Here is a 26,775-nt window from a genome sequence, read left to right on the forward strand (position 1 = left end):
CGCCCGGTTACATTCCGAACCCGGAAGCTAAGCCTCACAGCGCCGATGGTACTGCAGGGGGGACCCTGTGGGAGAGTAGGACGCCGCCGAACAAACTTTCTGGAGAAGCCCCCGCCGGTCATCGGTCGGGGGCTTCTCTGTTGTAAGGTCGACGTGCAGTAGTTGCCAGATGTGACAGGAGGCCCCCGGGTGGAGGTCCAGGAGACGCGGGTCCAGACCGATCGCGTCCTCACCATCCCCAACCTGCTGAGCATGGGCCGGCTGGTCGGTGTTCCGCTCTTCCTCTGGCTGATCCTCTGGCCGGTGTTCGACGGACCGAACAATGACGGTTGGGCCTTGCTGATTCTGATGCTCAGTGGCATCAGTGATTACCTGGACGGCAAACTCGCCCGGCGGTGGGGCCAGATCAGCCGGGTGGGGCAGCTGCTCGACCCGCTGGCGGACCGGCTCTATGTGTTCTCGACCCTCGTCGGCCTGACCTGGCGTGAGATCCTGCCGTGGTGGCTGACCGGCATCCTGCTGGCCCGTGAGGTGTTTATCGCGGCGCTTCTGCCGATTCTCAACCGGCACGGCTACGGACCGTTGCAGGTGAGTTTCCTGGGGAAGGCCGCGACATTCAATCTGATGTACGCCTTTCCGCTTCTGCTGCTCGGCTCCGGTGACAGCTGGATCGCCCAGCCGGCCGAGATCGTGAGCTGGGCGTTCATCTGGTGGGGGACCGTCCTCTACTGGTGGGCCGCCATTCTCTACGCGGTCCAGGCACGGCAGATCATCCGCGGCGGCGCGGGCTCCTCCGTGTCCACCGTCTGAGACGTGATCTGAGAGAATCCCCACGGCGCCACGGTGCGTCGGACGATAGCTTCCGGGTAGACCACCTCTGGAACGGTTTGATGGACCCGCAGGGCCCACCACCGCGAAGGAGGACGCACCCGTAATGAAAGCCGTTGTTATGGCAGGGGGCGAAGGCACTCGACTTCGCCCGATGACCTCCAGCATGCCGAAGCCGCTGCTTCCGGTCGCCAATAGGCCGATCATGGAGCACGTACTTCGGCTGCTGAAGCGGCACGGTCTCTCCGAAACCGTCGTGACCGTCCAGTTCCTGGCCTCACTGGTGAAGAACTACTTCGGTGACGGCGAAGAGCTGGGCATGCATCTCACCTATGCGAACGAGGAGACCCCACTCGGCACTGCGGGGAGTGTCAAGAACGCCGAGGACGCCCTCAAGGACGACTCCTTCCTGGTGATCTCCGGCGACGCGTTGACGGACTTCGACCTCTCGGAATTGATCGAGTTTCACCGCAGTAAGAACGCACTGGTCACCGTCTGCCTCACCAGGGTTCCGAATCCCCTGGAGTTCGGTATCACGATCACCGACGACGAGGGCCGGGTCGAACGCTTCCTGGAGAAGCCGACCTGGGGGCAGGTCTTCTCGGACACGGTGAACACCGGTATCTACGTGATGGAGCCGGAGGTCTTCGACTACGTCGCGGCCGGCGAGTCGGTGGACTGGTCGAGTGACGTGTTCCCGCAGCTGCTCAAGGAGGGCAAGCGGGTCTACGGCTACGTGGCCGAGGGCTACTGGGAGGACGTGGGCACCCACGAGAGCTACGGCAAGGCCCAGGCGGACGTCCTGGAGGGCAAGGTCGACGTCGAGCTCGACGGGTTCGAGATCTCCCCGGGCGTCTGGGTGGCCGAGGGCGCCGAGGTGGACCCGGAGGCGGTGCTCCGCGGCCCGCTGTACATCGGGGACTACGCCAAGGTCGAGGCCGGCGTGGAGATCCGCGAACACACCGTGCTCGGCAGCAACGTCGTGGTGAAGCGCGGGGCCTTCCTGCACAAGGCGGTCGTCCACGACAACGTCTACGTCGGGCCGCAGAGCAATCTGCGGGGCTGCGTCGTCGGCAAGAACACCGATGTGATGCGGGCCGCGCGGATCGAGGACGGCGCGGTGATCGGGGACGAGTGCCTGGTCGGCGAGGAGTCGATCATCGCGGCGAACGTCCGGGTCTACCCGTTCAAGACCATCGAGGCCGGGGCGGTCGTCAACACCTCGGTGATCTGGGAGTCCCGGGGCCAGGAGCACCTGTTCGGGGTGCGCGGTGTCTCCGGCATCCTCAACGTCGAGATCACCCCGGAGCTGGCCGTCCGGCTGGCCGGGGCGTACGCGACGACCCTGAAGAAGGGGGCGACCGTCACCATCGCGCGTGACCACTCGCGTGGTGCGCGCGCGCTCAAGCGGGCGATGATCTCCGCCCTGCAGACCAGCGCGATCGACGTCCGGGACCTGGAGAACGTCCCGATGCCGGTCGCCCGTCAGCACACGGCGCGGGGCAGCGCGGGCGGGATCTTCCTGCGGACCACCCCCGGGGTGCCGGACTCGCTGGACATCCTGTTCTTCGACGAACGCGGGGCCGACCTCTCGCAGGCCGGTCAGCGCAAGCTCGACCGCGTCTACGCGCGCCAGGAGTACCGGCGCGCCTTCCCCGGCGAGATCGGCGACCTCACCTTCCCGTCCAGCGTCTTCGACTCCTACGCGGGCAACCTGCTGCGGGCCGTGGACACCACGGGCGTGCGGGAGGCGGGGCTGAAGGTGGTCGTGGACACCGCGCACGGCAGTGCGGGGCTCGTCCTGCCGAGCATCCTCGGCCGGCTCGGGGTGGAGGCGCTCACCGTCTCCAGCGGGCTCGACGAGGCGCGGCCGACCGAGGACGCCGAGGAGCGCCGGGCCGGGCTGGCCAGGCTCGGCGAGCTGGTCGCCTCCTCGCGGGCGGCCTTCGGCGTGCGCTTCGACCCGGTCGGCGAGCGGGTGGCCTTCGTGGACGAGCTGGGCCGGGTGATCGACGACGACCGGGCGCTGCTGGTCCTGCTGGACCTGGTCGCGGCCGAGCGGCGGAGCGGGCAGGTGGCGCTGCCGGTGACGACGACCCGGATCGCCGAGCAGGTCGCGGCGTACCACGGCACGCAGGTCAGCTGGACCACCACGACGCCGGACGACCTGGCCAAGGCGGCCTCCGCCGAGGGCACGGTGTTCGGCGGCGACGGTCGCGGCGGCTTCGTGGTGCCCGAGTTCAGCGGGGTGCTGGACGGGGCGGCGGCGTTCGTCCGGCTGGTGGGCCTGGTGGCCCGCACCCAGCTCACCCTGAGCCAGATCGACGCGCGGATCCCGCAGGCGCACATCCGCCGGCGGGACATCGCGACGCCGTGGGCGGCCAAGGGCATGGTGATGCGCTCGGTGGTGGAGGCGGCCGGCAGCCGGCGGCTGGACACCACGGACGGCGTCCGGGTGGTCGAGGCGGACGGGCGCTGGACGCTGGTCCTGCCGGACCCGGCCGAGGCGGTCACCCACCTGTGGGCCGAGGGCCCGGACGACGCGGCGAGCGAGGCCCTGCTCGACGAGTGGGCGGCGGTGGTCGACAGCGCCGGGCGCTGAGCCCGCGGCGGGGCGGGGCGGCACCGGCCGCCCCGCCCCGCTGTCCGTTTCGGGCGGTTGGTCATGGTCCGCCGGATTTGGCATGTCTGCAGCTCAGGGGGCGTGCGCGGGGCCCTCCCGCGACATGGGACGATGGTCCGCATGTCAGCGACGCCGGGGCAGGGTGCCAGCCATGGACGGTACAACCGTCCGGACGCCTCGATGTCCCTGCTGACCAATGTGATGGACCACAGCCTGGACGAGGGCTACGCCGAGGCGGCGGCCGCACGGGGCGGCGACGGGCCGTACCGGATACCGGGGACGACGCGCGGCCTGCTGACGCTGGGGGCCGGGCTGGCGCTCGTCGGCGCGGTGGTCACGGTCGGGGCGGTGAACGCGCACAAGGCGGAGCCGACGCTCGCCAAGGAGCGCGACGCCCTGATCCACCGGATCAACGACGCCAACGGCTCCGCCGACCGCCTCCAGCAGCAGGTCCAGGACCTGCGCCGGAAGGTCGAGAGCACCCAGCAGCAGGCGCTCGCCTCGGGCGACGACTCGGCGGCGGTGGCCGGCGAGGTCGGCCTCGGCGAGGTGACCGGGCCCGGGGTGAAGCTGGTGGTGGAGGACGCGCCCGGCACCGGTGCGGGCGGGAACGTCGATCCGCGCGCCGGGCAGGGCTTCTCCAACAGCGGACGGTTGCGGGACCGCGATCTGCAGCTGGTGGTGAACGGGCTGTGGGCCTCGGGCGCGGAGGCGGTCTCGATCAACGGGCAGCGGCTCACCGCGCTCTCGGCGATCCGCGCGGCCGGCGAGGCCGTCCTGGTGGACAACCGGCCGCTGGTGCCGCCGTACACCGTGCAGGCGCTCGGGGACGGGACGCGGCTGGTGAACGCGTTCGAGAGCGCCATGGCCGGCCAGTACCTGCGGCTGCTGCAGGAGAAGTACGGCATCAAGTCGAGCATCTCGGCCCAGAAGAGCCTCACACTGCCCGCGGCCGTCGGTGTCACGCTGCGGACCGCCCAGCCCGTCACTCCCGAGCCCTCGCCGACCGCGAGCGCGAGCGGGACCACGGGTCCGGGCGGCACGGCGAGTGGCGCCGCGAGCGGGTCACCGAGCGGATCGCCGAGCGGGAGCCCCGCCGCCGGTGCGACGCCGTCGGGGAGCCCGTCCGCCGAGGCCTCGCCGTCGGCGAAGCCGAGCGGCAAGCGCTCGCCGAGCGCCCCGGCCACCAGAACCACGACCTCCCCCCGCCCGACCACCACGACCACCACCGGGTCGTCCTCCGCAGCGACAGGAGCCGCTACACCGTGATTGCCGTACTGGGTCTCGTGATCGGGGTCGTCGTCGGACTCTTCGTCCAGCCCGAGGTGCCCGACGCCGTGGTGCCCTATCTGCCGATCGCGGTGGTGGCGGCGCTGGACGCGGTGTTCGGCGGCGTCCGCGCGATGCTGGACGGCATCTTCGACGACAAGGTGTTCTTCGTCTCGTTCCTGTCGAACGTGGTGGTGGCGGCCCTGATCGTCTTCCTCGGCGACCAGCTGGGCGTCGGCTCGCAGCTGTCCACGGGTGTGGTCGTCGTCCTCGGCATCCGCATCTTCTCCAACGCCGCGGCGATCCGGCGCCATGTCTTCCGTGCCTGAGCCGGGCCGCGGGCGCGCGGCGGAGGAGAAGTCGGACGGATCGGCGGGAGAAGTCGTGCAGGACGAGAAGCACGGGGAAGGGACCGCGGACGGGGCGGTGACCGCGCCGGCCTCGCCGGCCGCCCAGGCCCCGACGGAGGAGACGGCCGGGAAGGCGCCCGGACGGCCGGCCGGGGCCCTGCCGACCGAGCCCGGCCCCGAGGCCGCTCCGCCCGTCGCCCGGCGCGCCCCCGCGGTGACGCCTGCGCCCGCGCGTGCGCCGGAAGTGACGGCGGAGGCCCCCGGGGCGGACTCCAGGACGCCGGAACCCGACGACGAGCCGGAGCCCGAGGACGACCTGGAGGAGCCCGAGCACCCGCCGATGTCGGTCTCCGCGCACACCGAGGACCGGCACGCCGGACGGCGGCGGCTGATGGCCGCGCTGTGGCCGCCGCGGGTGTCGCGCGGTCAGCTGGTGGTGGCCCTGCTGCTGTTCTCGCTCGGTCTGGGGCTGGCGATCCAGGTCCGCTCGACCAACGACCACCACAGCCAGCTGCGCGGCGCGCGCCAGGAGGACCTGGTCCGCATCCTCGACGAACTGGACAGCCGTCAGCAGCGTCTCCAGCAGGAGAAGGCGGAGTTGGAGCAGTCCCTGGCCAAGTTGGAGAACAGCTCCAACCAGGCCAAGGAGGCCCAGGAACAGACCAGGAAGAAGGTGACGGAACTCGGCGTCCTCGCCGGGACCGTCCAGGCCACCGGTCCGGGCATCGTACTGACGGTCGATGATCCCCAAGGGCAGGTGAAGGCAGATATGCTGCTGGACACCCTGCAGGAACTCCGAGCGGCGGGGGCGGAGGCGATTCAGATCAACGATGTGCGCGTGGTGGTCAACACCTACTTCACGGACGTGTCCGGCGGCGGTGTGCAGATCGACGGCAAGAAGGTCTCGGCGCCCTACCGCTTCACCGTCGTGGGGAATCCGCAGGACCTCACGCCCGCGTTGAACATTCCGGGAGGTGTGGTCCGTACCCTGGAGAGTCACCAGGCGCGCGCGACCATCTCCCAGCAGCAGAAGGTGGTCGTCGACGCCCTCGTCGACCCCAGGACGCCGCAGTACGCCAAGCCGGCTCCGAAGTGACCGTCACGTTCGGAGTGCCACTCCAGCCGGCCCGGTCCACGACCGGTCCCGCACCCTGTCCGAGGTTCTCACCCTGCCCCACGGGCGGGTCTGTCACACGCAAGGGGATTCGCCCGTGAGTTTCTTCTCGAAGTTGTTCGGTCGTAACAAGGGTCGCAACGCGGCCGCGGCGGAGGCGCCCACCGCGCTGCACCGCCGGGACGACGAGCCCGCCGTGCCGGGCATGCGCTCCGCCCCGGAGGGCGCGGAGTATGCCGAGCGTCCGCTGTTCCGGGACGGTGCCGGCGCCCAGTACGCCGGGAATCAGGCGGGCTACGGCGCGTCGGTTGACCCCTCCGGGGCCCCGCGCATAGGTTTCCCGACAGGACCCTCAACCTCTGGTGGAGGGTTTGCTCCGGACCCGTACGCCGGGCACAACCCGTCGGGTGTGCCGCGCCAGGAGGCTGTGAACATGGCTGGCCCCACTCCGTGCCCCAGGTGCGGCAACCAGAACCCGGCCTCGGCCCGGTTCTGTTCCAACTGCGGTACGGCGCTGCGCGGCGGGCTGCTGCCCGAGGGATCGGCCGAGACCACCTCGACCATCTCGATCTCCGGCCTGGAGTCCTACGACCCCAACACCACGACCGGGACCGGTACGCCGGCCCTCTCGGCCGAGGTGCTGGCGGCGATCGACGCGCTGCCCCCGGGCTCGGCGCTGCTGATCGTCCAGCGCGGCCCGAACTCCGGCAGCCGGTTCCTGCTGGACTCGGACAAGACGACGGCCGGGCGTCACCCGCAGGGCGACATCTTCCTGGACGACGTGACGGTCTCCCGCAAGCACGTGGAGTTCCGCCGGACGCCGGGCGGCGGCTTCACCGTCGCCGACGTCGGCAGCCTGAACGGAACCTACGTCAACCGGGAGCGGATCGACGAGGTCGCGCTGAACAACGGCGACGAGGTGCAGATCGGGAAGTACCGGCTGGTCTTCTTCGCCAGCCACAACCGGGGGTACTGAAACCAACGTCGGCAGGAGCCCGAGTGAGTCCGAACACCCCTTCCTCTCCTCTCGGGGCGGCCACCCCCGCGCCGTCCGGCCCCCGGCCGGACCACGGCACGCGGGGGGTGGTCGCGGCCCCCAGGCAGCCGGTCCGTCCGGACCGGCCCGCCGGGCGGCGGCGCGCTGGTGACGAGCTGTTGAGCATCGGCGCCGTGCTGGCCTTCCTGCGCGACGACTTCCCCGAGGTCACCATCTCCAAGATCCGCTTCCTGGAGGCGGAGGGGCTGGTCGAGCCGCAGCGGACGCCCTCGGGGTACCGCAAGTTCAGCCCGGCCGACGTCGAGCGGCTGGCCTACGTGCTGCGGATGCAGCGCGACCACTACCTGCCGCTGCGGGTGATCCGCGAGCACCTCGACGCGATCGAACGCGGCGAGACCCCGCCGGCGCTGCCCGGGCCCGCCGACAGCCGGCCCGGGCCGCTGGAGGAGGCGGACCGCGAGCTGACCGCCTCGGCCGAGGCCTCCGCCGGGGTCCGGCTGGGCCGGGCCGAGCTGCTGGCGGCCGCCGAGGCCGGCGAGGCCGAACTGGCCGAGTGGGAGTCCTACGGGCTCGTCCTGCCCGGGCCGGACGGCGGCTACGACGGCGAGGCGCTGCAGGTCGCCCGGCTGGTCGCCGAACTCGGCCGGTACGGTCTGGAGCCGCGCCACCTGCGGGCCATGAAGGCCGCCGCGGAGCGGGAGGTCGCCCTGGTCGAGCAGGTCGTGGCACCGCTGCGGCGGCACCGCAACCCACAGACCAGGGCTCATGCCGAGGCCACCGCCCGGGAGCTCGCGACGCTCTCCGTGCGGCTGCACGCGGCGATGGTCCAGGCCGGCCTGCGGGTCCGTTCATAGCACCGACCGCTCCGGCCCCACGGCGCTGACCAGCGGCGTCGGCGCTGCGCTTTCATATCCGGGTCGGGAGCCATAGGGTTGCCTGTGTGAATGAGCTCGACGTCGTGGGTGTCCGGGTGGAGATGCCTTCCAACCAGCCGATCGTGCTGCTGCGGGAGGTCGGGGGCGATCGGTACCTGCCGATCTGGATCGGCCCCGGCGAGGCGACCGCGATCGCCTTCGCCCAGCAGGGCATGACGCCGGTGCGCCCGCTGACGCACGACCTGTTCAAGGACGTCCTGGAGGCGCTCGGCCAGCAGCTCACCGAGGTCCGGATCACCGATCTGCGCGAGGGCGTCTTCTACGCCGAACTGGTCTTCGCCGGCGGGGTGGAGGTGAGCGCCCGGCCGTCCGACGCGATAGCGCTGGCGCTGCGCACCGGCACGCCGATCTACGGGAGCGAGGAGGTGCTCGCCGAGGCGGGCATCGCGATCCCGGACGAGCAGGAGGACGAGGTCGAGAAGTTCCGCGAGTTCCTCGACCAGGTGTCGCCGGAGGACTTCGGCGGGGGCGGCCCGCAGTAGGGCGCGGACCGGCCCCGGGGGCGCTGCGGAACCGGCCGGTGGGCCGTTGAGCCGTAGGGAATGCGGCTGTTTTGCCAAAATGCGGCCACCTACCCACACTAGGGGCACGAAAAACCACTCTCCTGAGTGACGCGGTCGGTTCGGCTCGGCGTGGCGATCGTTGACGGGCCATAGGGGACTGCCTACCGTCAGGAGGGGCTGCCCGGGTTGCCCGACGCCCGAGGTTCGGGTGGCCCGCAGCACGAGTGGACGGAGGTAGGCATGACCGGCACTGGCGATGAAGTGGCCGCGGGAGGCCTGTGCGCCGTGCACCTGCCGCGCACCGCCCGCACGGTGACCGAACTGCCCCGGACGGCGGAGCTGCCGAGGGTGGGGAGGTTCCCGGCGGTACAACCCGGCCAGCCGGCCCTGGAGCGGCTCTCGCCGACGTCCGAACTGATCGGCTACCGGGGACCGACCGCCTGCGCGGCGGCCGGGATCACCTACCGCCAGCTGGACTACTGGGCCCGTACCGGCCTGCTGGAGCCCAGCGTCCGTTCGGTGTACCCGGCGAGCAGCCAGCGGCTCTACAGCTTCCGCGACATCCTGCTGCTGAAGATCGTCAAGCGGCTGCTGGACGTCGGCGTCTCGCTGCAGAACATCCGGGTGGCGGTCGCCCATCTGCAGGCCGCCGAGGTCGCCGACGTGGCCGGTCTGACGCTGATGTGCGACGGTGCGACGGTGTACGAGTGCACCACGCCCCAGCAGGTGGTCGACCTGATGAAGGGCGGCCAGGGGGTCTTCGGGATCGCGGTCGGCGCGGTCTGGCGGGAGCTGGAACTGACCCTGGTGCGGCTGCACGCGGAGCGCACGGACACCGGCGAGACGGTGGTCGGCCACGATCCGGCGGACGAGCTGGCGCAGCGGCGCAACCGGGCGGTCTAGCGGGTTCCCGCACCACGCCGTGGGCCCGGACGGGGAACCGTCCGGGCCCACGGCGTCGTCGTGCCCGGTGAGCGGGGACTCCCGGCGGGCGGGGGCGGGGGAGGGCGTGTGCGGTTCGGTTCCGGGATCACCGGCCTGGTGGCGCGCCGGGCGGTGCGGCTCGGCCTGCGGCTGCGCCGGCGGCCGGCGCAGCGGCGGCTGTTCCAGCTGGTGACGGCCGGCTGCGCGCTGGCGCTGGCGCCGAGCGCCTGGCTCTGGCTCGCGGCGGGGGACCGGGTGGGCACGGTGGAGAGCGCGCCCCCGGCTCCGGTGGCGGTGGTGTTCGGCGCCGGCCTGTTCGACGGCAGGCCCTCGCCGTACCTGGCGCACCGCCTGGACGCGGCGGTGGACCTGTACGCGGCGGGGAAGGTCCGGGCGATCCTGGTGACCGGGGACAACGGCCGGGCGGGCTACGACGAGACCGACGCGATGCGCGGGTACCTGGTCGAGCACGGGGTGCCGGAGGTACGGGTGGTCGGCGACTACGCGGGGTTCGACACCTGGGACTCCTGCACCCGGGCGCACCGGATCTTCGGGGTGGACCGGGCGGTGCTGGTGAGCCAGGACTTCCACGTCCGCCGGGCGCTGGCGCTCTGCGAGGCGGCGGGCATCGAGTCGTACGCGGTGGGGGTGCCGGAGGTGCGGGACGCGACCTGGCTGTACGGCGGGTTCCGGGAGATCCCGGGGGCCGGGAAGGCGGTGCTGAACGCCTGGCTGCGGCCGGACCCGCTGTTCCTCGGCCCGCGGGAGCCGGGGATACCGCGGGCGCTGGCGGACGCGGGCCGGGAGGGCGGGGCGCGCTGAGGCGGGGGCCGGGTCGGCGGTGTTGTCGGACCCGTGCGGGATGATCGGCGGGTGAGGTCACTGCCGAGCATCATCCACCTCGACATGGACGCCTTCTACGCGTCGGTGGAGCAGGCGGCCAAACCGAGCCTGCGCGGAAAGCCGGTGATCGTCGGCGGGCTGGGCGGGCGCGGCGTGGTCGCGACCGCCTCCTACGAGGCGCGGCGGTTCGGGGTGCACTCGGCGATGCCGATGGCGCAGGCGCGCCGGCTCTGCCCGAACGCGGCCTTCCTGACCGGCCGCTTCCAGGCGTACCGGCAGGTGAGCGAGCTGGTGATGGCGCTGTTGCGGGAGCTGTCGCCGCTGGTGCAGCCGCTGAGCCTGGACGAGGCGTACGTCGACCTGGAGGCCGGTCCCTACGGGCCGGTGCTGACCGAGTCGGAGCACGGGACCGGGGAGCGGCTGGTGCTGGCCCTGGTGGAGGACCTCCGGGCGGACATCGAGCGGCGCACCGGGCTGACGGCCTCGGTCGGGGCGGCGGGGTCCAAGCTGATGGCCAAGATCGCCTCCGAGCGGGCCAAGCCGGACGGGCTGGTGCTGATCGAGCCGGGCCAGGAGCGGGCGGTGCTCGGGCCGCTGCCGGTGCGGGCGCTGCCGGGGGTCGGTCCGGCGACCGAGCAGGTGCTGCGCCGGGCGGGGCTGAACACGGTGGCCGAGCTCGCCGAGGCGGGCGAGGCGGAGCTGGTGCAGCTGCTCGGGAAGGCGCACGGGGCCGGGGTGCACCAGATGTCGCTGGGCCTGGACGACCGGTCGGTGGTGGCGGACCAGGACGCCAAGTCGGTGTCGGTGGAGGACACCTTCGAGGTGGACCTGGCCGACCGGGACCGGGTGCTGCGCGAGGTGGAGGCGCTGGCGCTGCGCTGCGCGCGCAGGCTGCGCGGCGCCGGGCGCTCCGGGCGGACGGTGGTGCTGAAGGTCCGGCGCTTCGACTTCTCGACGCTGACGCGTTCCGAGACGCTGCGGGGCCCGACGGACGACGAGACGGTGATCGTCGAGACGGCCCGGCGGCTGGCCTCGCAGGTGGACATCACGGGCGGGGTGCGGCTGCTGGGCGTGGGGGTGGCGCAGCTGGCCGACTACACCCAGGAGGACCTCTTCGCGCAGGCCGTCCGGGAGGAGGCGGAGGCGGAGGCCGCCGCGGCGGCGCCCGGGGCCGGGGCGCAGGAGGAGCCCGAGGCGGTCGAGGAGGAGGCCGCGGTGGTGCGGCGCTGGCTGCCCGGGCAGGACGTGCAGCACGCGGAGTACGGGCCGGGGTGGGTGCAGGGCAGCGGGGTGGGGCGGGTGACGGTGCGCTTCGAGACGCCGTGGAGCGGGCCGGGGCGGGTGCGGACCTTCGCGGTCGAGGATCCGGCGCTGGAGCCGGCCGGGCCGTTGCCGCTGCGCGAGGGGTGGCCGGTCGCGCCGGACGACGACGCCGACGCCGCCGCCGACGGGGACGCCGCCGACGGGGACGGCGTGGGCGGGGAGCGGGAGTAGGACGAGGACGCGAAGCGGCCCCGCCCGGCGGGGGAGCCGGGCGGGGCCGCGTGCGGTTCCGGGCTCGGACGGCCGCGATGCCCTCGGCGGCCGTCCGGGTCCGGTCCCCGCGCCCTGTCCCTGGGCGCGGGGGCGGACGCCTCGTCAGGCGTCGGTCTTCACCGGCTCCCGGCCGGGGATCGGGTCCGCCACCCGGTTGCCGGTGGTCACGCTGACGACCGGCTTGACGGTGCGGATGAGGAACGGGACGGCGCCGGCCACGACGCAGACCACGGCGGCGGTCCAGAACGCGTGCCGGTAGGCGTCCAGGGTGGGCAGCGCGACCGGGATCGGCAGCTTCATGGTGTCGCCGGTGAGGATGGCGGCCATGACGGCGGTGCCGATCGCGCCGCCGACGGTGCGCAGCACGGCGTTCATGCCGTTGGCGATGCCGCTCTGCTCGACCGGGACGGCGCCGTTGATGTAGGCGGGCATCGCCGAGAAGGCGAGGCCGATGCCGAGGCCGAAGATCGCCGAGGAGAGGTAGATGTCGCCCTCGTGGCTGTGCCGCAGGGCCAGGTAGGCCATCGCGACGGCGCCGAGGACACCGCCGAGGACCAGCGGCAGGCGCGGGCCGCGGCGGGCGATCAGCAGGGCGCCGAGCGGGGCGGCGACCATCGAGCCGAGGGCGGAGGGCAGCAGCATCACACCGGCGTGCAGCACGGTGGCGGTGAAGCCGTAGTGGGCGAACTTCTCCGGGGTCTGGGCGAAGTTGCTGATGACCATGAAGGAGCCGTACATGCCGAAGCCGATCAGCAGGCCGGCCAGGTTGGTGAAGGCGACGGCCGGACGGGACATCATCGTCATGTCGACCAGCGGGTGCGCGACCTTGACCTCGATGATGCCCCAGATCAGGGCGACCACCGCGGCGACGGCGAACAGGCCGAGGGTCCTGGTGGAGGTCCAGCCCCAGGTGTTGCCCTGGCTGACCGCGACCAGCAGGGCGGAGAGCCAGCCGGCGAGGGTGAGCGCGCCGAGCGGGTCGGCGCCGCCGTCCTTGTCGGTGACCGGGTCGGTGGGCACCCGCAGGGCGACCAGGGCGACCGCGATCAGACCGAAGACCAGGCCCATCCAGAAGATGGACTTGTAGCTCCAGTGCTCCAGCAGCAGGCCGGTGGCGACCAGGCCGAGGCCGCTGCCGACGCCCATCGAGGCGCTGATGGCGGCGACGCCGCCGGTCACCTTCTGCTTGGGGAGTTCGTCACGGACGATGCTGATGGCGAGCGGCAGCACGCCACCGCCGGCGCCCTGCAGCACGCGGGCGACGACCAGCCAGGTGAAGGAGTGCGTGGAGACCGCGAGTGCGGAGCCCGCGACCAGGCCGGCGAGCGAGATCAGCAGCATCGGCTTGCGGCCGCGCAGATCGCCGAAGCGGCCCAGCAGGGGGGTGAGCACGGCGGCGGACAGCAGGTTGGCGGTCATCAGCCAGGTGATGCTGGAGCCGGAGACGTCCAGTTCCTTGGCGAGCGAGGGCAGGATCGGGACGACCGCGGTCTGCACCACGCTGAACGACAGCATCGCCAGGATGAGGGCCGGCAGGACCCGGGCGCTGCTCTGCTTCTTCTCGGCCGCGGTGGTGGGCTGTGGTGCCTCACTCACGGTTGCTTCCTCCCGTACATAGTGAATGAACTGAAGTAACCATGCCGAGAGATACTTCAGCATGTCAAATATTCATTGGTTAAGCCTTGGTAAAAAGGAAGGACCCCGGCCGGGGCGGCCGGGGTCCGGTGCCGGAGGTGTCAGACCAGCGGCCGGGCCGGCTCCGGGCGGGCCGGGGCCTGGGCGGCGGGCGGTGCGGCGGGCGGCGGTGACGAGGTGGCGGCCGGGGCGGCGGTGACGTCGTCGTGGACCTCGACCTGCTCGCGCCGCAGCTCCTCGCGGACCACCTCCTCGGTGGTGTACCGCTCGACCACCAGGCGGACCCTTTCGAGCGGCGCCAGGTACTTGCGGACCACGGGGCGCTCCTCGCGCAGGGTGACCTCCTCCACCGCCTCGGCGATCTCCTTCTCGTCGAGCGCGGCCCGTTCGGCCTCGCCGACCGGGATCCGCTCGACCCGGACCCGCTCGCGGACCACCGGGACCCGGCGCTCCACCTGCTCGCTGGTGACGTACTTGCGCAGCTTGGCGGTGCCGATCACGTGCCACTCGGTGGTGATGTCCAGGCGCTCCTCGCGGCAGGTGATCTCCAGCCGGCCGGTGGGGGAGGGGGCGGCCGGACCGGTCTCCGGGCGCGCGGACCGCGGCTGGGGCTGGGACGGTGGCTGGGCCTGTGCCTGTGCCTGTGCCTGTGCCTGGGGCTGGGGCTGCGGTTCGACGGCCGGCTGCGCGTGGACGGGCGGGGTGACGGCCGGCTGCGCGGCTGCGGGCTGCGCGGTGGGCGGCACGACGGGCGGCGGGACGGGCGGGGCGGCCGGTGCCGCGGCGGAGGGCGCGGGCGCCGGGGCGGCGGGGGCCGCGGGGGTGACGGGTGCGGGAGTGGCGAGGGGGCGCGCGGGAACCTCCGGGGCGGGGCCGGACGGCTTGTCGAGGTCGGCCGCCCGGTGGAAGGTGAGCGCCTTGGCCGGGCGCGAGGCGTTGGTGCCGGAGGCCGCGCCCGTCCCGTTGGTGGCGCCCGTCCCGTTGGTCGCGGGCGTTCCGTTGGTCGCGGGCGTTCCGTGGGCGGCGGGAGCGGTCGCCGCGGCGGCACCGGTGCCGGCGGTGGTGGTGCCGGCGGTGGTGGTGCCGAAGTCGAGGTCGTCCGGTTCCGCCGCCGGGCCCCCGCCCGCCCGCGGCCGGTCCTGCGCCGGGGTGTCCAGTCCGTAGTAGCGGTAGAGCTGGAGCTCCTGGGCGGGCGACAGGTGCTGGCCCACGCCGAAGTCCGGTGACTCCTTCACCAGGGACTTGTCGTACGGCACCCGCAGCTCGTCGCCGGAGAACTCGCTGGTGGTGAGGGGGACGAAGGCGTCCCGGCCGAAGATGCCGGTCCGGACGGCGGCCCATTCGGGACGGCCGGTGGCGTCGTCCAGGTACACCTCGTCGATGGTGCCGATCTTGTCCCCGTTGCGGTCGACCGCCTTGTGGCCGATGAGGTCCCGGGGGTCGATGTCGGTCTGCACTCTTTTCCTCCAGTGCGGTGAGGTCGCGGAAACGCCCGCAGGACAGCGGCACTTCACACCAAATGCCATGAATCGGGCGGGCGCGACCGGGGTGCGGCCGGACGGGCCCGGGGCTGCGCCGACCGGGTCACCGCGGGGTGTCAGCCGCGAAGTCGCGGTCGGGCCTGACGCACCCGTGATCGGGGTGCCTCCCGCTGGTACCCTGGGCGCGACCGCCGAGCCCGCTCGGGAGAGTCCCCGACAGCGGAAACCGCTGGTCGGGGCGCCGAAGGAGCAACTCCTCCCCGGAATCTCTCAGGCATCCGTACCGTGCGGGATAGGTCACTCTGGAAAGCAGGGCAGGATCGCGGGCGAGGGAGCCGGCGGACCCCACCCTCACCGACGGTGCAAGCCGGCGGGGCGTCCCACGGCGCTCCGCGCGGGCGAAGCTCTCAGGTCCCGATGACAGAGGGGGAGGCCTGTCGGGTTCGTCCGACCGGGCCCCCGCTGTTGTCCGCAGCGGTGAGGCGCCGGCGTGCGCACCCCCGCCGGTCCGTGACCAGGAGGCCTCGACCACCATGAACGCCCAGCCGAACTCGGGACGCCCCACCACCCCCGCGACCCTCACCGAGCTCGAACAGGCCAGCCCCTTCGAGAACCGCCACATCGGCCCCGACGCCGCCGCGCAGGAGAAGATGCTGGCCCAGGTCGGCTACGGCTCGCTGGACGAGCTGGCCACCGCCGCCGTCCCCGAGGCGATCCGCTCGATCACCGCGCTCGACCTGCCCGCCGGGCGCAGCGAGGCCGAGGTCCTCGCCGAGCTGCGTGAGCTGGCCGGCCGCAACACCGTCCTCACCTCGATGATCGGCCTGGGTTACTACGGCACCTTCACCCCGCCGGTGATCCTGCGCAACGTCATGGAGAACCCGGCCTGGTACACCGCCTACACGCCGTACCAGCCGGAGATCTCGCAGGGCCGCCTGGAGGCGCTGCTCAACTTCCAGACCCTGGTCGCCGACCTGACCGGCCTGCCCACCTCCGGCTCCTCCCTGCTGGACGAGGGCACCGCCGCCGCCGAGGCGATGGCGCTGGCCCGCCGCGTCACCAAGGTCAAGGGCGGTGTCTTCCTGGTCGACGCCGAGACCCTGCCGCAGACCGTCGCGGTGATCAACACCCGCGCCGTGCCGACCGGCGTCGAGGTCGTCGTCGCCGACCTGTCCGAGGGCATCCCGGCCGAGATCGCCGAGCGCGGCGTGTTCGGCCTGCTGCTCCAGTACCCCGGTGCCACCGGTGTGGTCCGCGACCTCGCCCCGGTGATCGAGCAGGCCCACGGCCTGGGCGCGATCGTCGCCGTCGCCGCCGACCTGCTGGCCCTCACCCTGCTGAAGTCCCCGGGCGAGCTCGGCGCCGACATCGCCTGCGGCACCTCGCAGCGCTTCGGCGTGCCGATGGGCTTCGGCGGCCCGCACGCCGGCTACCTCGCGGTGCGCGCCGAGTACGCCCGCTCGCTGCCCGGCCGCCTGGTCGGCGTCTCCGTCGACGCCGACGGCAACCGCGCCTACCGCCTGGCCCTGCAGACCCGCGAGCAGCACATCCGCCGCGAGAAGGCCACCAGCAACATCTGCACCGCCCAGGTGCTGCTCGCCGTGATGGCCTCGATGTACGCGGTCTACCACGGCCCGGACGGCCTGGCCGACATCGCCCGCCGCACCCACCGCTACGCCGCCGCCCTCGCCGCGGGCCTGCAGGCCGGTGGCGTGGAGCTGCTGCACGGCGAGTTCTTCGACACCGTCACCGCGGTCGTCCCCGGCCGCGCCGCGGAGATCGCCGCCGCCGCCCGCGCCCAGGGCATCAACGTCTTCCAGGACGGCGCGGACCGGATCTCGGTCTCCACCGACGAGACCACCACCCGCGAGCACCTGGCGGGCGTGTGGGCCGCGTTCGGCGTCGAGGGCGTCGAGGTGGCGGAGGACGCCGAGGCGCTGCCCGCCGCGCTGCTGCGCGAGGACGAGTACCTGACCCACCCGGTCTTCCACAGCCACCGCTCGGAGACCGCCATGCTGCGCTACCTGCGCCGCCTGTCGGACCGGGACTACGCGCTGGACCGCGGCATGATCCCGCTGGGCTCCTGCACCATGAAGCTCAACGCGACCACCGAGATGGAGTCGGTGACCTGGCCGGAGTTCGGCCAGCTGCACCCCTTCGCGCCGGTCGACCAGGCCGAGGGCTTCCTCACCCTGATCCGCGGGCTGGAGCGCCAGCTGGTCGAGGTGACCGGCTACGACGCCGTCTCCATCCAGCCGAACGCCGGTTCCCAGGGCGAGCTGGCCGGTCTGCTGGCCGTGCGCGCCTACCACCACGCCAACGGCGACACCCAGCGCGACGTCTGCCTGATCCCGTCCTCCGCGCACGGCACCAACGCCGCCTCCGCGGTGATGGCCGGCATGCGCGTGGTCGTGGTCAAGACCCTGGTCGACGGCGACGTCGACGTCGAGGACCTCAAGGCCAAGATCGAGCAGCACCGCGACAGCCTCGCCGTGCTGATGGTCACCTACCCGTCCACCCACGGCGTGTACGAGACCCAGATCACCGAGATCTGCGGCCTGGTGCACGAGGCCGGCGGCCAGGTGTACGTCGACGGCGCCAACCTGAACGCGCTGGTCGGCCTCGCCAAGCCGGGCAAGTTCGGCGCGGACGTCTCGCACCTGAACCTGCACAAGACCTTCTGCATCCCGCACGGCGGCGGCGGCCCGGGCGTCGGCCCGGTGGCGGTGCGCGCGCACCTCGCGCCGTACCTGCCGAACCACCCGCTCCAGGAGGAGGCCGGCCCGGCCACCGGCGTCGGCCCGATCTCGGCCGCCCCGTGGGGCTCGGCGGGCATCCTGCCGATCTCCTGGTCGTACGTCCGGCTGATGGGCGGCGAGGGCCTCAAGCGCGCCACCCAGGTCGCGGTGCTGAACGCCAACTACATCGCCAAGCGGCTGGCCCCGCACTTCCCGGTGCTCTACACCGGCCCCGGCGGCCTGGTGGCGCATGAGTGCATCATCGACCTGCGCCCGCTCACCAAGGAGACCGGCGTGACGGTGGACGACATCGCCAAGCGCCTGATCGACTACGGCTTCCACGCGCCGACGATGTCCTTCCCGGTGGCCGGCACGCTGATGATCGAGCCGACCGAGTCCGAGGACCTGCACGAGATCGACCGGTTCTGCGACGCGATGATCGAGATCCGGGCCGAGATCGACAAGGTCGGTTCGGGCGCCTGGGCGGCCGACGACAACCCGCTGCGCAACGCCCCGCACACCGCCGCCACGCTGGCCGGCGACTGGGCGCACGGCTACACGCGGCAGGAGGCGGTCTTCCCGGCCGGCGTGAACCCGGCGGACAAGTACTGGCCCCCGGTCAGCCGGATCGACGGCGCGTACGGCGACCGCAACCTCGTCTGCTCCTGCCCGCCGCTGGACGAGTACGGCGTCTGACCGACGCACGGCGCACGGCCTCGCGGCACGCGACAGGGCCCCGGCGGATCACTCCGCCGGGGCCCTGCCCGTTGCGCGCGTTCCCCCGTGGACGCCCGGCGGCTCAGACTGCGCTCGCGGCCGGGCGGCGCGGGGCGATCACCCGGCCGTCGGGCAGCAGCTCACCGGTGTCCTCGAACAGCAGGACGCCGTTGCAGAGCAGGCTCCAGCCCTGCTCCGGGTGGCAGGCCACCGGCACGGCGGCCTCGCGGTCCTCGGACTCGGCCGACGGGCATTCAGGACGGTGCTGGCACATACACGTACCCTCGCTTCGCTCTGCGATCCTCCCCGTGGTGCGGTGGCGCCGGTGGCCGGCGGCCGCCGCCGCGGTGGTCGGATTCTGTCCGGCGCCGGGCCGGGTGTGGACCAGCGCTCAAGTGGGTAGGACAGGAGGTCCTTCCACGCTGGTTCCCAGTGTCGGCATCTGCGGACGCGCGCGCAGCGATTTCGTGACATGCGCCACAACCCCCGGGCAGAGATCACCCGTTCAGGTGGTCGGGCGCCGCGGGCCGTGCCGGACGGGCCATCCGGCGCACGGCCCGGTCGGGCCATGCCGGATGGCCCGACCGGGTGGCGGGCCGGACGGCGGCCGGGACCTCAGAGCGCCCCGGAGGGGAGCCGGGCGCCGTCCGTCGTGCCCAGCAGCAGCGGCCGGGGGGCGGCCTGGGTCCGGGCGACGGGCGTGCGGGCCAGCAGCGGCAGCACCTCGGCGGCCGGGTGGGCGCGGTGCGCGGTGACGCCCATCGGGGCCGGGGCCAGCGGGATCAGCAGGTCCGCCCCGCCGTCCGGGCTGTGCAGCCACAGGGCCGTCGCGTACTGGCCGGGAAAGGTCAGCAGCCGGGGCTGGCAGCGGGACCGCGATGACTGGGTGAGCTGCCAGGCCTCGCGCAGCGCCCGGAGCGTGGAGTCGAGGTACGGCCCGGCGGTGAAGTGGGAGAAGGTGTGGCCCTCCGCCCCCTGCACCACCTCGGCGGCGGCTGCCACCTCGGTGCCGTCCTTGATGAGGAACCGCCACCCCGTGCGGCGGGCGGCGGCGAGTTCGGCCCGCGGCCCCTCCAGGACGTGGACGGCGAGCGGGTGCGCGGGGAGGAGCGGCCCGGTCGGGTGACGCAGCGCGGCGGCGGCGGGTTGGCGCAGCGCGGTCTCCGAGTCGAGCGCGGCGAGGACCGCGCGCAGGGCACTGGGCGGGGGCTGGGGGGTCTGCAGAGTCATGGCAAGGTCGCCTCTCCGTGCGAGATCGGCGTGCGAGTGCGGCATACCGGCATGGCTGGTGCGTCGACGGTGACGGGACCTGGGCCTTGTCCGGTTGGGCAGGATCGCGGTGCCGGCGCGGCCGTCGTCGCCGGGGTCTCGCGGGCGATGGCGGGCCGGGCCGTGGCGCAGTGCGAATTCTACTCGAACAGGTGCACAGGGTGACCTGTTTATCACAGGCGGTGGCCCCGGGCAAGTCGGTAGTTGCGCTGAAACGGCATCAGTTTCCTTGCAATGCAAGCCAATCGAAGCGTTCGGGTATCGATCTTCGGGGTGGGCATGATGCTTGCACGGTCGGGGGCCGGCCGGCTCAGGAGGAGGAGACCATGGGCGAGAAGGTCGTGGCGACCCGGGCGGACCTTTCGGACCGGCAGATGTACCGGCGAAAGCTCCAGTCCTGCCTCGACGCGCTCGGCCGGATGCTGCGGGAGGAGCGGTTCGACCGCCCCAAGGGCGTCATCGGCGTGGAGATCGAGCTCAACCTGGCCGACGAACAGGGCCTGCCGCTGCTGAACAACGCCCAGGTGCTCACCGCGATCGGCTCCGCCGACTTCCAGACCGAGCTGGGGCGCTTCAACATCGAGGTCAACATCGCACCGCACCGGCTCTTCGGGCACGTCTTCGAGGAACTGCGCGAGGAGATCGACACCGGGCTGCGCTACGCCGACCGGCGGGCCGCCGAGGCCGGCGCGCGGATCGTCATGGTGGGCATCCTGCCGACCCTGGAGCTCGACCACACCGGGCTCGACGCGATGTCCCACAACCAGCGGTACAGCCTGCTCAGCGACCAGATCCTGGCCGCCCGGGGCGAGGACATCACGCTGGACATCGAGGGCGTCGAGCACCTCCAGCTGGAGTCGATCACCATGGTCGCCGAGGCCGCCGCGACCTCGCTCCAACTGCACCTCCAGGTGACGCCGCAGCGCTTCTCCTCGGTGTGGAACGCGGCCCAGGCGATCTGCGGGCCGCAGCTCGCGCTCGGCGCCAACTCGCCGTTCCTGTTCGGGCGGGAGCTGTGGCGCGAGACCCGGCCGGTGCTCTTCCAGCAGGCCTGCGACACCCGTTCGGCGGAGCTCAAGGCGCAGGGCGTGCGCCCGATCACCTGGTTCGGCGAACGCTGGGTGGACTCGGCGTACGACCTGTTCGAGGAGAACCTGCGGTACTTCCCCGCGCTGCTGCCGATCTGCGACGACGAGGACCCGGCCAAGGTGCTGGCCTCCGGCGGCGTGCCCCGGCTGGCCGAGATGCGGCTGCACAACGGCACCATCTACCGCTGGAACCGGCCGGTGTACGACGTCAGCGGCGGGGTGCCGCACCTGCGGGTGGAGAACCGGGCGCTGCCGGCCGGGCCGACGGTGGCCGACACGCTCGCCAACGCGGCGTTCTACTACGGCGTGGTGCGGGTGCTGGCCGAGCAGTCCCGGCCGATCTGGACCAGGCTGCCGTTCGAGCGGGCCGACGAGAACTTCCAGCAGGCCGCCCGGTACGGCGTGGACGCGGTGTTCCAGTGGCCGAAGCAGGGCCGGGCCGGTCGCGCCGGCGGGCTGACCACCGTGCCCGCCGTCGACCTGGTGCTCAACGAACTGCTGCCGATGGCCTACCAGGGCCTGGACGCCTGGGGGGTGGAGCCGGCCGACCGGGACCGCTACCTCGGCATCATCGAGCAGCGCTGCCTGCGCCGGGTCAACGGCGCGTCCTGGCAGAGCGCGACCTTCCATCGGCTGCGCGAGCAGTACGGGATGGAGCGGCCGGCCGCGCTGGCGGCGATGACCCGGCGGTACATGGAGCACATGCGCGGCGGCGAGCCGGTGCACACCTGGCCGGTGGGGTAGGCCCCCGGCCCCGGACCCCCGGACCCGGACCCCCGGCCCGCCGGGCGCGCTGTGGAAGGATGATCGCTCCGGTCCGCCGACGGCCGCCCGCCGGCGCCCGGAGCGCCGCCCGTCCGCCGCCGCCCGTGCTGGAGCACCCCCGTGACGACCGTTCCGACCGTACCGGAGACCGCGAAGCCGACCCGCCGCCTGCTCGGGGTGGAGCTGCTGACCGTCCTCGGCCTCTCGCTCGGGGCGAGCGGCATCAGCGCGCTGATCAGCTTCACCGGCTCGCTCACCGAGACGCTGAAGCTGGGCCAGCAGGTCGCCACCCTGAACGGCTCGCGCGCCCCCGGCCGGCCCTGGCTGGACCTGGTCTGGCAGCTCTACTACATCGGCCGCGGGCTGATGCCGGTCGTGCTGGTCGGCTACCTGCTGGTGCGCGAGGGCACCACGCTGCGGGTGCTGGGCTTCGACCTCGGGCGCAAGCTGGGCGACCTCGGCCGGGGCGCGGCCGTCGCGGCGGCGATCGGCGGCTCGGGGCTGGCGCTCTACCTGGCCTCGCAGGCGGCCGGCTACAACCTGACGGTCGCGCCGTCCGGGCTGCCGGAGGTCTGGTGGCGGATCCCGGTGCTGCTGCTGTCGGCCTGGCAGAACGCGATCCTGGAGGAGGTCGTCGTCCTCGGCTACCTGCTGCGCCGGCTCGGGCAGCTGGGCTGGTCGTGGCCGGCGGCGCTGGCGGCGAGCTCGCTGCTGCGCGGCTCGTACCACCTGTACCAGGGCGTCGGCGGGCTGGTCGGCAACATCGTGATGGGCGTGGTGTTCTGCCTGCTGTACCGGCGGTGGGGGCGGGTGATGCCGCTGGTGGTGGCGCATGCGCTGATCGACACGGTGGCGTTCGTCGGGTACGCGCTGCTCGCCGGGCACGTCAGCTGGCTGCCCACCGGCTGACCGGGAGCACCGCCCCGCGGTGCGGCGGGCGGGCCAGCAGCCGGTCCACGTGGTGGCGTTCGAGGCCCTGGCCGGGGTCGACGGCCAGCAGCAGGCGGTCGCGGCGCCAGAGCGAGTTGCGGACCAGCCGGGGCGGGATCACGTCGTCGACCCAGGCGAACGGGCGGCCGGCGGCGTACCGCAGCAGCGGCGCCCACTTGCGGGCGGAGAGCAGTTCCATCAGCGGCACGCGTGGGTCGCCGGGCTGCGGGACGTCGCCGGTGAAGCGGACGAACGGCAGCTCGGGCAGGCCGATCGCCGGGGAGATGTGGGTGTTGGCGTGTTCCTCCCACGTCGTCGCCCAGACCAGTTCGTAGCTGCCGGCCAGTTCGCGCAGCCAGGTGCCGTGCCGGGCGGAGAGCAGCACGGTGTAGCCGAACAGGGTGTGGGCGTCGAAGTCGGCCTCGGGTGCGGGGCAGACCGGGTTGAGCACACCGTCGACGTCCAGGAACAGCAGTGGCTTGGGCATCGGGGGTCTCCCAGGTCTCATCCGTCGTCACCGGGACGGACGTGCCGCGCCCTCCGGTGGTTGCCCGCCGGAGGGCGCACACGGGGGCGCACGGGGTGCGCCGGGCGGTTCAGCCGGTGGTGGCGGGGACCGGGAGCGCGTCGGCGGCCGGGGCGGCCGGGCGCCGGGAGAGGCGGCGGACCTCCGGTTCCAGCAGCACGGCGGCGCTCAGCACCAGCGAGATCACCGCGCAGGCCCAGAGCGCACCGGACAGGCCCAGCCGGTCGGCGACCGGGCCGGCCAGCGCGGTGCCGAGCGGTGCCAGCGACAGCGAGCCGAGTTCGTCGTAGGCGATGACCCGGGAGAACGCCTCGGGGGGAATCTCCTGCTGCAGCGCGATCATCCAGTTGACGCCGAAGACGGTGACGCCGACGCCGGAGAGGAACATCGCCGCGCAGAGCACCGGCAGCGGGGCGGACGCCGCCAGGGCGAGCGCGGGCACGCCGAACAGGAAGACGCCCCAGTTGCCGGCCAGCAGGATCCGCCGTGGCTGCCAGCGGGTCATCAGCACGCCGGTGGCGACCAGACCGACGCCGTAGGCCGCCATCGCCAGGCCCCAGTCCCGGGCACCGCCGAGCCGTTCCTTGGCGAAGGCCGGGCCGTACACCGCCTCGACCGCGCCGACGCAGGCGACCAGCACCGAGAACTGGAGGACGACCACCCAGAGCCAGCGGCGGGCGGAGAACTCCTGCCAGCCCTCGCGCAGGTCGCGGAGCAGCCCGCCGCCCCCGGCCGGGGCCGCCGGGGCCTGCGGCTCCAGCAGGAAGCGCAGCGCGGCGGCGGCCAGGAAGCAGACCGCGTCCAGGGCGAGCACCCAGCCGGCGCCGACCCCGGCGGTCAGCGCGCCGCCGAGCGCGGCGCCGCCGATCTGCGAGCCGTTGAAGCCCATCCGGTACACCGAGAAGGCGCGGGCGGCGTGCTCGGGGGCGACGCTCTCCATGATCATGCCGCCGGCGGCGGGGGTGTAGAACGCGTAGCCCGCCCCGGCGCCGGCCGACAGCAGCATCAGCTGCCACAGGGCCGGATCGCCGGCCAGCACCAGGGCGGCGAGGGCGCCCTGGGCGACGGCGCTGAACACATTGGCGGCGACCATGACGTGGTGGCGCGGCAGCCGGTCGGCGAGCGCGCCGCCGACCACCAGCAGCAGGACGGTGGGCAGCAGCCGGGCGGCGGTGACGTAGCCGACGTCGGTGGTGGAGCCGCCGCCGTCCAGGATGGCGAAGGCGGTCGCGATGGGCGCGCCGGCGTTGCCGAGGCCGCTGACCACGGTGGCGGTGGTCTGGATCCGGAAGTTGCGGCTCGCCCAGGCGAGGCGGCCGGCGGGGGAGGGTGGCGGTTGGCTCTGCACCCCGTGACTATGCCGGGGCGGATGGTCCGTGTCCATCCGATTACGGGGGGCGCCGGACGGGCGCCGACGGGGTGCTCCCGGGGGTCAGCCGAGGTGGCCCCGGAGGAAGGTCAGGGTGCGCCGCCAGGCGATCTCGGCCTGCAGCGGGTCGTAGGTGCCGAGCAGGTTCTCCTCGTTCATGAAGGCGTGCCCGGCCGGGTAGAAGTGGATCTCCGGGCGGACGTCGGTGGCCTCGCCGATCCGGATCGCGGCCTCGTCGACGGCGGCCATCGGGATCGCGCGGTCGTGCTCACCGTAGTGGCCGAGCACATGGGCGGTCAGGCCCCGGTACTCGAAGTCCGGGTCGGGCGGCAGCCCGTAGAACGGGACCACCGCGGCCACCCGGTCGCCCTCGGCGGTGGCCAGCAGCAGGGCGAAGCCGCCGCCCATGCAGAAGCCGACCACCCCCACCGCGTCGCCGACCACACCGTCCAGCCCGAGCAGCAGGTCGACCGCGCCGCGCAGGTCCCGCATCGCCCGCTCGACCGGGAGCTCGCGCTTGAGCCGGGCGCCCTCGGCGCTGTCGTGGGTGGTCGCGCCGCCGAAGAGGTCCGGCGCGAGGACGGTGAAGCCCTCGGCGGCGAACCGGTCGGCCACGCCGGCCAGGTACGGGGTCAGGCCCCACCACTCCTGGATCACCACCAGGCCGGGGCCGACGCCCAGCGGCGGGCGGGCCAGGTAGCCGTGGGCCTCGCGGCCGTTGCTCGGGAAGGTGACGTTCTGCCGGGAGCCGCCCTGGTCAGGCATGGCTTCCTCTCGGGGGACGGGCCGCCGGGCGCGGCGGCGGGTCGGTGGCCGGGGGCGTGGAACGGCGGGGCCGGTGGGTCAGCCCATCTCCTCCAGGGCGCGGCCCTTGGTCTCCTTGATGCAGAAGGCCACGAAGGGGATGGAGAGCAGCGCGAAGGCCGCGTAGATGACGTAGGTCGCCGACAGGTTCCAGTCGGCGAGGTCGGGGAAGCTGACCGTGATCGCCCAGTTGGCGATCCACTGGGCGGAGGCGGCCACGGACAGCGCGAGCGCGCGGATCCGGTTCGGGAACATCTCGCCGAGCAGCACCCAGACCACCACGCCCCAGGAGAAGGCGAAGCAGAGCACGAAGACGTGCGCGGCGATCAGCGCGACCGTGGCGTGGGTGTTGTCCAGGGTCGCGGCGTCGCCGGTGCCCTCCCGGTAGGAGAAGGCCCAGGCGGCGGTGCCCAGCGCGGCGGCCATGCCGGCCGAGCCGGCCAGTGCCAGCGGCTTGCGGCCGATCCGGTCGACCAGGGCCATCGCGATCACCGTGCCGATCACGTTGATGATCGAGGTGGAGAGGCTGATCAGCAGCGAGTTGGACTCGTTGATGCCGACCGACTGCCACAGGAAGGAGGAGTAGTAGAAGATCACGTTGATGCCGACGAACTGCTGGAACGCCGAGGCGCCGATGCCGACCCAGACGATCGGCAGCAGGCCGAACCGGCCGCCGAGCAGGTCCTTGAGACGGGGTTTGCGGGCGGACTCCAGCACCGCGCGGATCTCGGCCACCCGCGCGTCGAGGTCGACGTCCTCGCCCTCGACCTCCCGCAGCACCCGGCGCGCCTGCGCCTCCCGGTGGTCGGCGATCAGGTAGCGCGGGGACTCCGGGATGGCCAGCGCCATCAGACCGTAGACCAGGGCCGGGATCGCCTCCACGCCGAGCATCCACTGCCAGGCCTGGACGCCGCCCAGGTGGCCGGTGGACTCCCCGCCGGCGGCCTGGTTGAGCGCCCAGTTGGCGAGCTGGGAGACGGTGATGCCGAGCACGATCGCCATCTGCTGGAAGGAGGCCAGCCGGCCCCGGTAGGCGGTCGGGGCGACCTCGGCGATGTAGGTCGGGGCGATCACCGAGGCGATGCCGATCGCCACGCCGCCGACCACCCGCCAGGTGGCCAGCACCTCGATGTTCGGCGGGAACATCGAGCCGATGCCGCTGACCGCGAAGAGGAACGCGGCCAGCAGCATGGTGCGCACCCGGCCCAGGTGGTCGGCGAGCCGTCCGGCCACGACCGCCCCGGCGGCCGAGCCGAGCAGGGCGATGGCCACCACGAACGCGGTGGTGCCGTTGCCCACCTGGAAGTGCTTCTGGATGCCCGTCACCGCGCCGTTGATCACCGCGCTGTCGTAGCCGAACAGGAAACCGCCCATCGCGGCGGCGGCCGAGATGAACACCACGTGCCCGAGGTGCGCCTCGCCGGAAGCCGGATGGGTGTGGGTCCTGGACACGCGCGCTCCCCGGGGTCGACGGTCCCGCCCGCACGGCCGGGCGGGCAGGGTTCGTCTCACATTCGATCAGCGCGGGGGG

Annotated in this window: 22 protein-coding genes, 1 rRNA gene, 1 pseudogene and 1 riboswitch; of the genes and pseudogenes, 15 read left to right on the forward strand and 9 right to left on the reverse strand. The window is 73.0% G+C overall.

Annotated features, from left to right (window positions below; all coding sequences use genetic code 11):
- The 12 genes from rrf to ACFVVL_RS16575 form a co-directional block, all read left to right on the forward strand.
- Positions 1 to 92, forward strand: a 5S ribosomal RNA gene (rrf, locus tag ACFVVL_RS16520); the annotation flags it as partial.
- A 97-nt stretch (positions 93 to 189) separates the two neighbouring features.
- The gene (locus tag ACFVVL_RS16525; RefSeq protein ID WP_380297159.1) at positions 190 to 810 is read left to right on the forward strand and encodes a CDP-alcohol phosphatidyltransferase family protein; all 621 of its coding nucleotides are present in this window, start codon (positions 190 to 192) and stop codon (positions 808 to 810) included.
- Between the two features lie 124 nt (positions 811 to 934).
- Complete coding sequence (locus ACFVVL_RS16530; protein ID WP_387675622.1) at positions 935 to 3,430, forward strand: sugar phosphate nucleotidyltransferase; 2,496 nt, start codon at positions 935 to 937, stop codon at positions 3,428 to 3,430.
- A gap of 141 nt (positions 3,431 to 3,571) precedes the next feature.
- Complete coding sequence (locus tag ACFVVL_RS16535; protein WP_387675625.1) at positions 3,572 to 4,720, forward strand: DUF881 domain-containing protein; 1,149 nt, start codon at positions 3,572 to 3,574, stop codon at positions 4,718 to 4,720.
- Complete coding sequence (locus ACFVVL_RS16540) at positions 4,717 to 5,049, forward strand: small basic family protein (protein ID WP_344340336.1); 333 nt, start codon at positions 4,717 to 4,719, stop codon at positions 5,047 to 5,049. The genes ACFVVL_RS16535 and ACFVVL_RS16540 overlap by 4 nt, the downstream gene beginning before the upstream one ends.
- A 178-nt stretch (positions 5,050 to 5,227) precedes the next feature.
- Positions 5,228 to 6,166 carry a DUF881 domain-containing protein gene (locus ACFVVL_RS16545; protein WP_387675993.1) on the forward strand — a complete coding sequence of 313 codons (939 nt, stop codon included), beginning with the start codon at positions 5,228 to 5,230 and terminating at the stop codon, positions 6,164 to 6,166.
- Between the two features lie 451 nt (positions 6,167 to 6,617).
- Positions 6,618 to 7,160: an FHA domain-containing protein gene (locus ACFVVL_RS16550; RefSeq protein WP_030303564.1), complete on the forward strand. Its 543-nt coding sequence runs from the start codon at positions 6,618 to 6,620 to the stop codon at positions 7,158 to 7,160.
- 179 nt (positions 7,161 to 7,339) lie between these two features.
- Positions 7,340 to 8,035 (forward strand): MerR family transcriptional regulator, encoded by a 696-nt coding sequence (locus tag ACFVVL_RS16555; protein WP_380297167.1) that lies wholly within the window; start codon positions 7,340 to 7,342, stop codon positions 8,033 to 8,035.
- A gap of 86 nt (positions 8,036 to 8,121) precedes the next feature.
- Positions 8,122 to 8,598 carry a bifunctional nuclease family protein gene (locus ACFVVL_RS16560; RefSeq protein ID WP_030062493.1) on the forward strand — a complete coding sequence of 159 codons (477 nt, stop codon included), beginning with the start codon at positions 8,122 to 8,124 and terminating at the stop codon, positions 8,596 to 8,598.
- Between the two features lie 261 nt (positions 8,599 to 8,859).
- Positions 8,860 to 9,522, forward strand: coding sequence for a MerR family transcriptional regulator (locus tag ACFVVL_RS16565; protein WP_380422774.1), 663 nt, complete (start codon positions 8,860 to 8,862; stop codon positions 9,520 to 9,522).
- Between the two features lie 138 nt (positions 9,523 to 9,660).
- Entirely contained in the window at positions 9,661 to 10,365 is a 705-nt protein-coding gene (locus tag ACFVVL_RS16570) for a vancomycin high temperature exclusion protein (protein WP_380422775.1), read from the forward strand.
- Positions 10,366 to 10,416: 51 nt separating this feature from the next.
- A complete protein-coding gene (locus tag ACFVVL_RS16575; protein WP_387675632.1) occupies positions 10,417 to 11,880 on the forward strand; it encodes a DNA polymerase IV in 1,464 nt (487 codons plus the stop codon).
- 144 nt (positions 11,881 to 12,024) lie between these two features.
- On the opposite strand, the gene ACFVVL_RS16580 is transcribed toward ACFVVL_RS16575, so the two are convergent.
- The 3 genes and pseudogenes from ACFVVL_RS16580 to ACFVVL_RS16590 all read right to left on the reverse strand — a co-directional run.
- Positions 12,025 to 13,518 (reverse strand): MFS transporter, encoded by a 1,494-nt coding sequence (locus tag ACFVVL_RS16580; protein WP_387675635.1) that lies wholly within the window; start codon positions 13,516 to 13,518, stop codon positions 12,025 to 12,027.
- A gap of 140 nt (positions 13,519 to 13,658) precedes the next feature.
- On the reverse strand, positions 13,659 to 14,303 hold the full coding sequence (locus ACFVVL_RS16585; RefSeq protein ID WP_387675996.1) for a DUF2382 domain-containing protein: 645 nt from the start codon (positions 14,301 to 14,303) through the stop codon (positions 13,659 to 13,661).
- 336 nt (positions 14,304 to 14,639) lie between these two features.
- Positions 14,640 to 15,014 (reverse strand): annotated as a pseudogene (locus ACFVVL_RS16590) (PRC-barrel domain-containing protein); the annotation flags it as partial.
- A 216-nt stretch (positions 15,015 to 15,230) separates the two neighbouring features.
- Positions 15,231 to 15,334: riboswitch (glycine riboswitch) on the forward strand.
- A gap of 237 nt (positions 15,335 to 15,571) precedes the next feature.
- Between ACFVVL_RS16590 and gcvP the strand changes: the two are divergent.
- Positions 15,572 to 18,472 carry an aminomethyl-transferring glycine dehydrogenase gene (gene gcvP / locus ACFVVL_RS16595; RefSeq protein WP_387675636.1) on the forward strand — a complete coding sequence of 967 codons (2,901 nt, stop codon included), beginning with the start codon at positions 15,572 to 15,574 and terminating at the stop codon, positions 18,470 to 18,472.
- A gap of 103 nt (positions 18,473 to 18,575) precedes the next feature.
- Here the strand turns inward: gcvP and ACFVVL_RS16600 are convergent, their stop codons facing one another.
- Positions 18,576 to 18,767: a DUF5999 family protein gene (locus tag ACFVVL_RS16600; protein WP_266273201.1), complete on the reverse strand. Its 192-nt coding sequence runs from the start codon at positions 18,765 to 18,767 to the stop codon at positions 18,576 to 18,578.
- 341 nt (positions 18,768 to 19,108) lie between these two features.
- On the reverse strand, positions 19,109 to 19,723 hold the full coding sequence (locus ACFVVL_RS16605; protein ID WP_380287719.1) for a hypothetical protein: 615 nt from the start codon (positions 19,721 to 19,723) through the stop codon (positions 19,109 to 19,111).
- A 365-nt stretch (positions 19,724 to 20,088) separates the two neighbouring features.
- On the opposite strand from ACFVVL_RS16605, the gene ACFVVL_RS16610 reads away from it, so the two are divergent.
- Both ACFVVL_RS16610 and ACFVVL_RS16615 read left to right on the forward strand, forming a co-directional pair.
- Positions 20,089 to 21,594: a glutamate--cysteine ligase gene (locus tag ACFVVL_RS16610; RefSeq protein WP_380287720.1), complete on the forward strand. Its 1,506-nt coding sequence runs from the start codon at positions 20,089 to 20,091 to the stop codon at positions 21,592 to 21,594.
- 141 nt (positions 21,595 to 21,735) lie between these two features.
- Positions 21,736 to 22,524: a CPBP family intramembrane glutamic endopeptidase gene (locus ACFVVL_RS16615; protein WP_387675641.1), complete on the forward strand. Its 789-nt coding sequence runs from the start codon at positions 21,736 to 21,738 to the stop codon at positions 22,522 to 22,524.
- On the opposite strand, the gene ACFVVL_RS16620 is transcribed toward ACFVVL_RS16615, so the two are convergent.
- The 4 genes from ACFVVL_RS16620 to ACFVVL_RS16635 all read right to left on the reverse strand — a co-directional run bounded on the left by ACFVVL_RS16620 (position 22,502) and on the right by ACFVVL_RS16635 (position 26,696).
- Positions 22,502 to 23,032: an HAD domain-containing protein gene (locus tag ACFVVL_RS16620; RefSeq protein WP_387675644.1), complete on the reverse strand. Its 531-nt coding sequence runs from the start codon at positions 23,030 to 23,032 to the stop codon at positions 22,502 to 22,504. The genes ACFVVL_RS16615 and ACFVVL_RS16620 overlap by 23 nt on opposite strands.
- 109 nt (positions 23,033 to 23,141) lie before the next feature.
- Positions 23,142 to 24,419, reverse strand: coding sequence for an MFS transporter (locus ACFVVL_RS16625; protein WP_387675647.1), 1,278 nt, complete (start codon positions 24,417 to 24,419; stop codon positions 23,142 to 23,144).
- 84 nt (positions 24,420 to 24,503) lie between these two features.
- The gene (locus ACFVVL_RS16630; protein ID WP_387675650.1) at positions 24,504 to 25,205 is read right to left on the reverse strand and encodes a dienelactone hydrolase family protein; all 702 of its coding nucleotides are present in this window, start codon (positions 25,203 to 25,205) and stop codon (positions 24,504 to 24,506) included.
- 78 nt (positions 25,206 to 25,283) lie between these two features.
- Positions 25,284 to 26,696, reverse strand: a complete 1,413-nt coding sequence (locus ACFVVL_RS16635) for a sugar porter family MFS transporter (RefSeq protein ID WP_387675653.1) — start codon at positions 26,694 to 26,696, stop codon at positions 25,284 to 25,286.
- Positions 26,697 to 26,775: the final 79 nt, after the last annotated feature.

Origin of the sequence: Kitasatospora sp. NPDC058115, from assembly GCF_042884635.1 — a bacterium.
Classification (GTDB): Bacteria; Actinomycetota; Actinomycetes; order Streptomycetales; family Streptomycetaceae; genus Kitasatospora.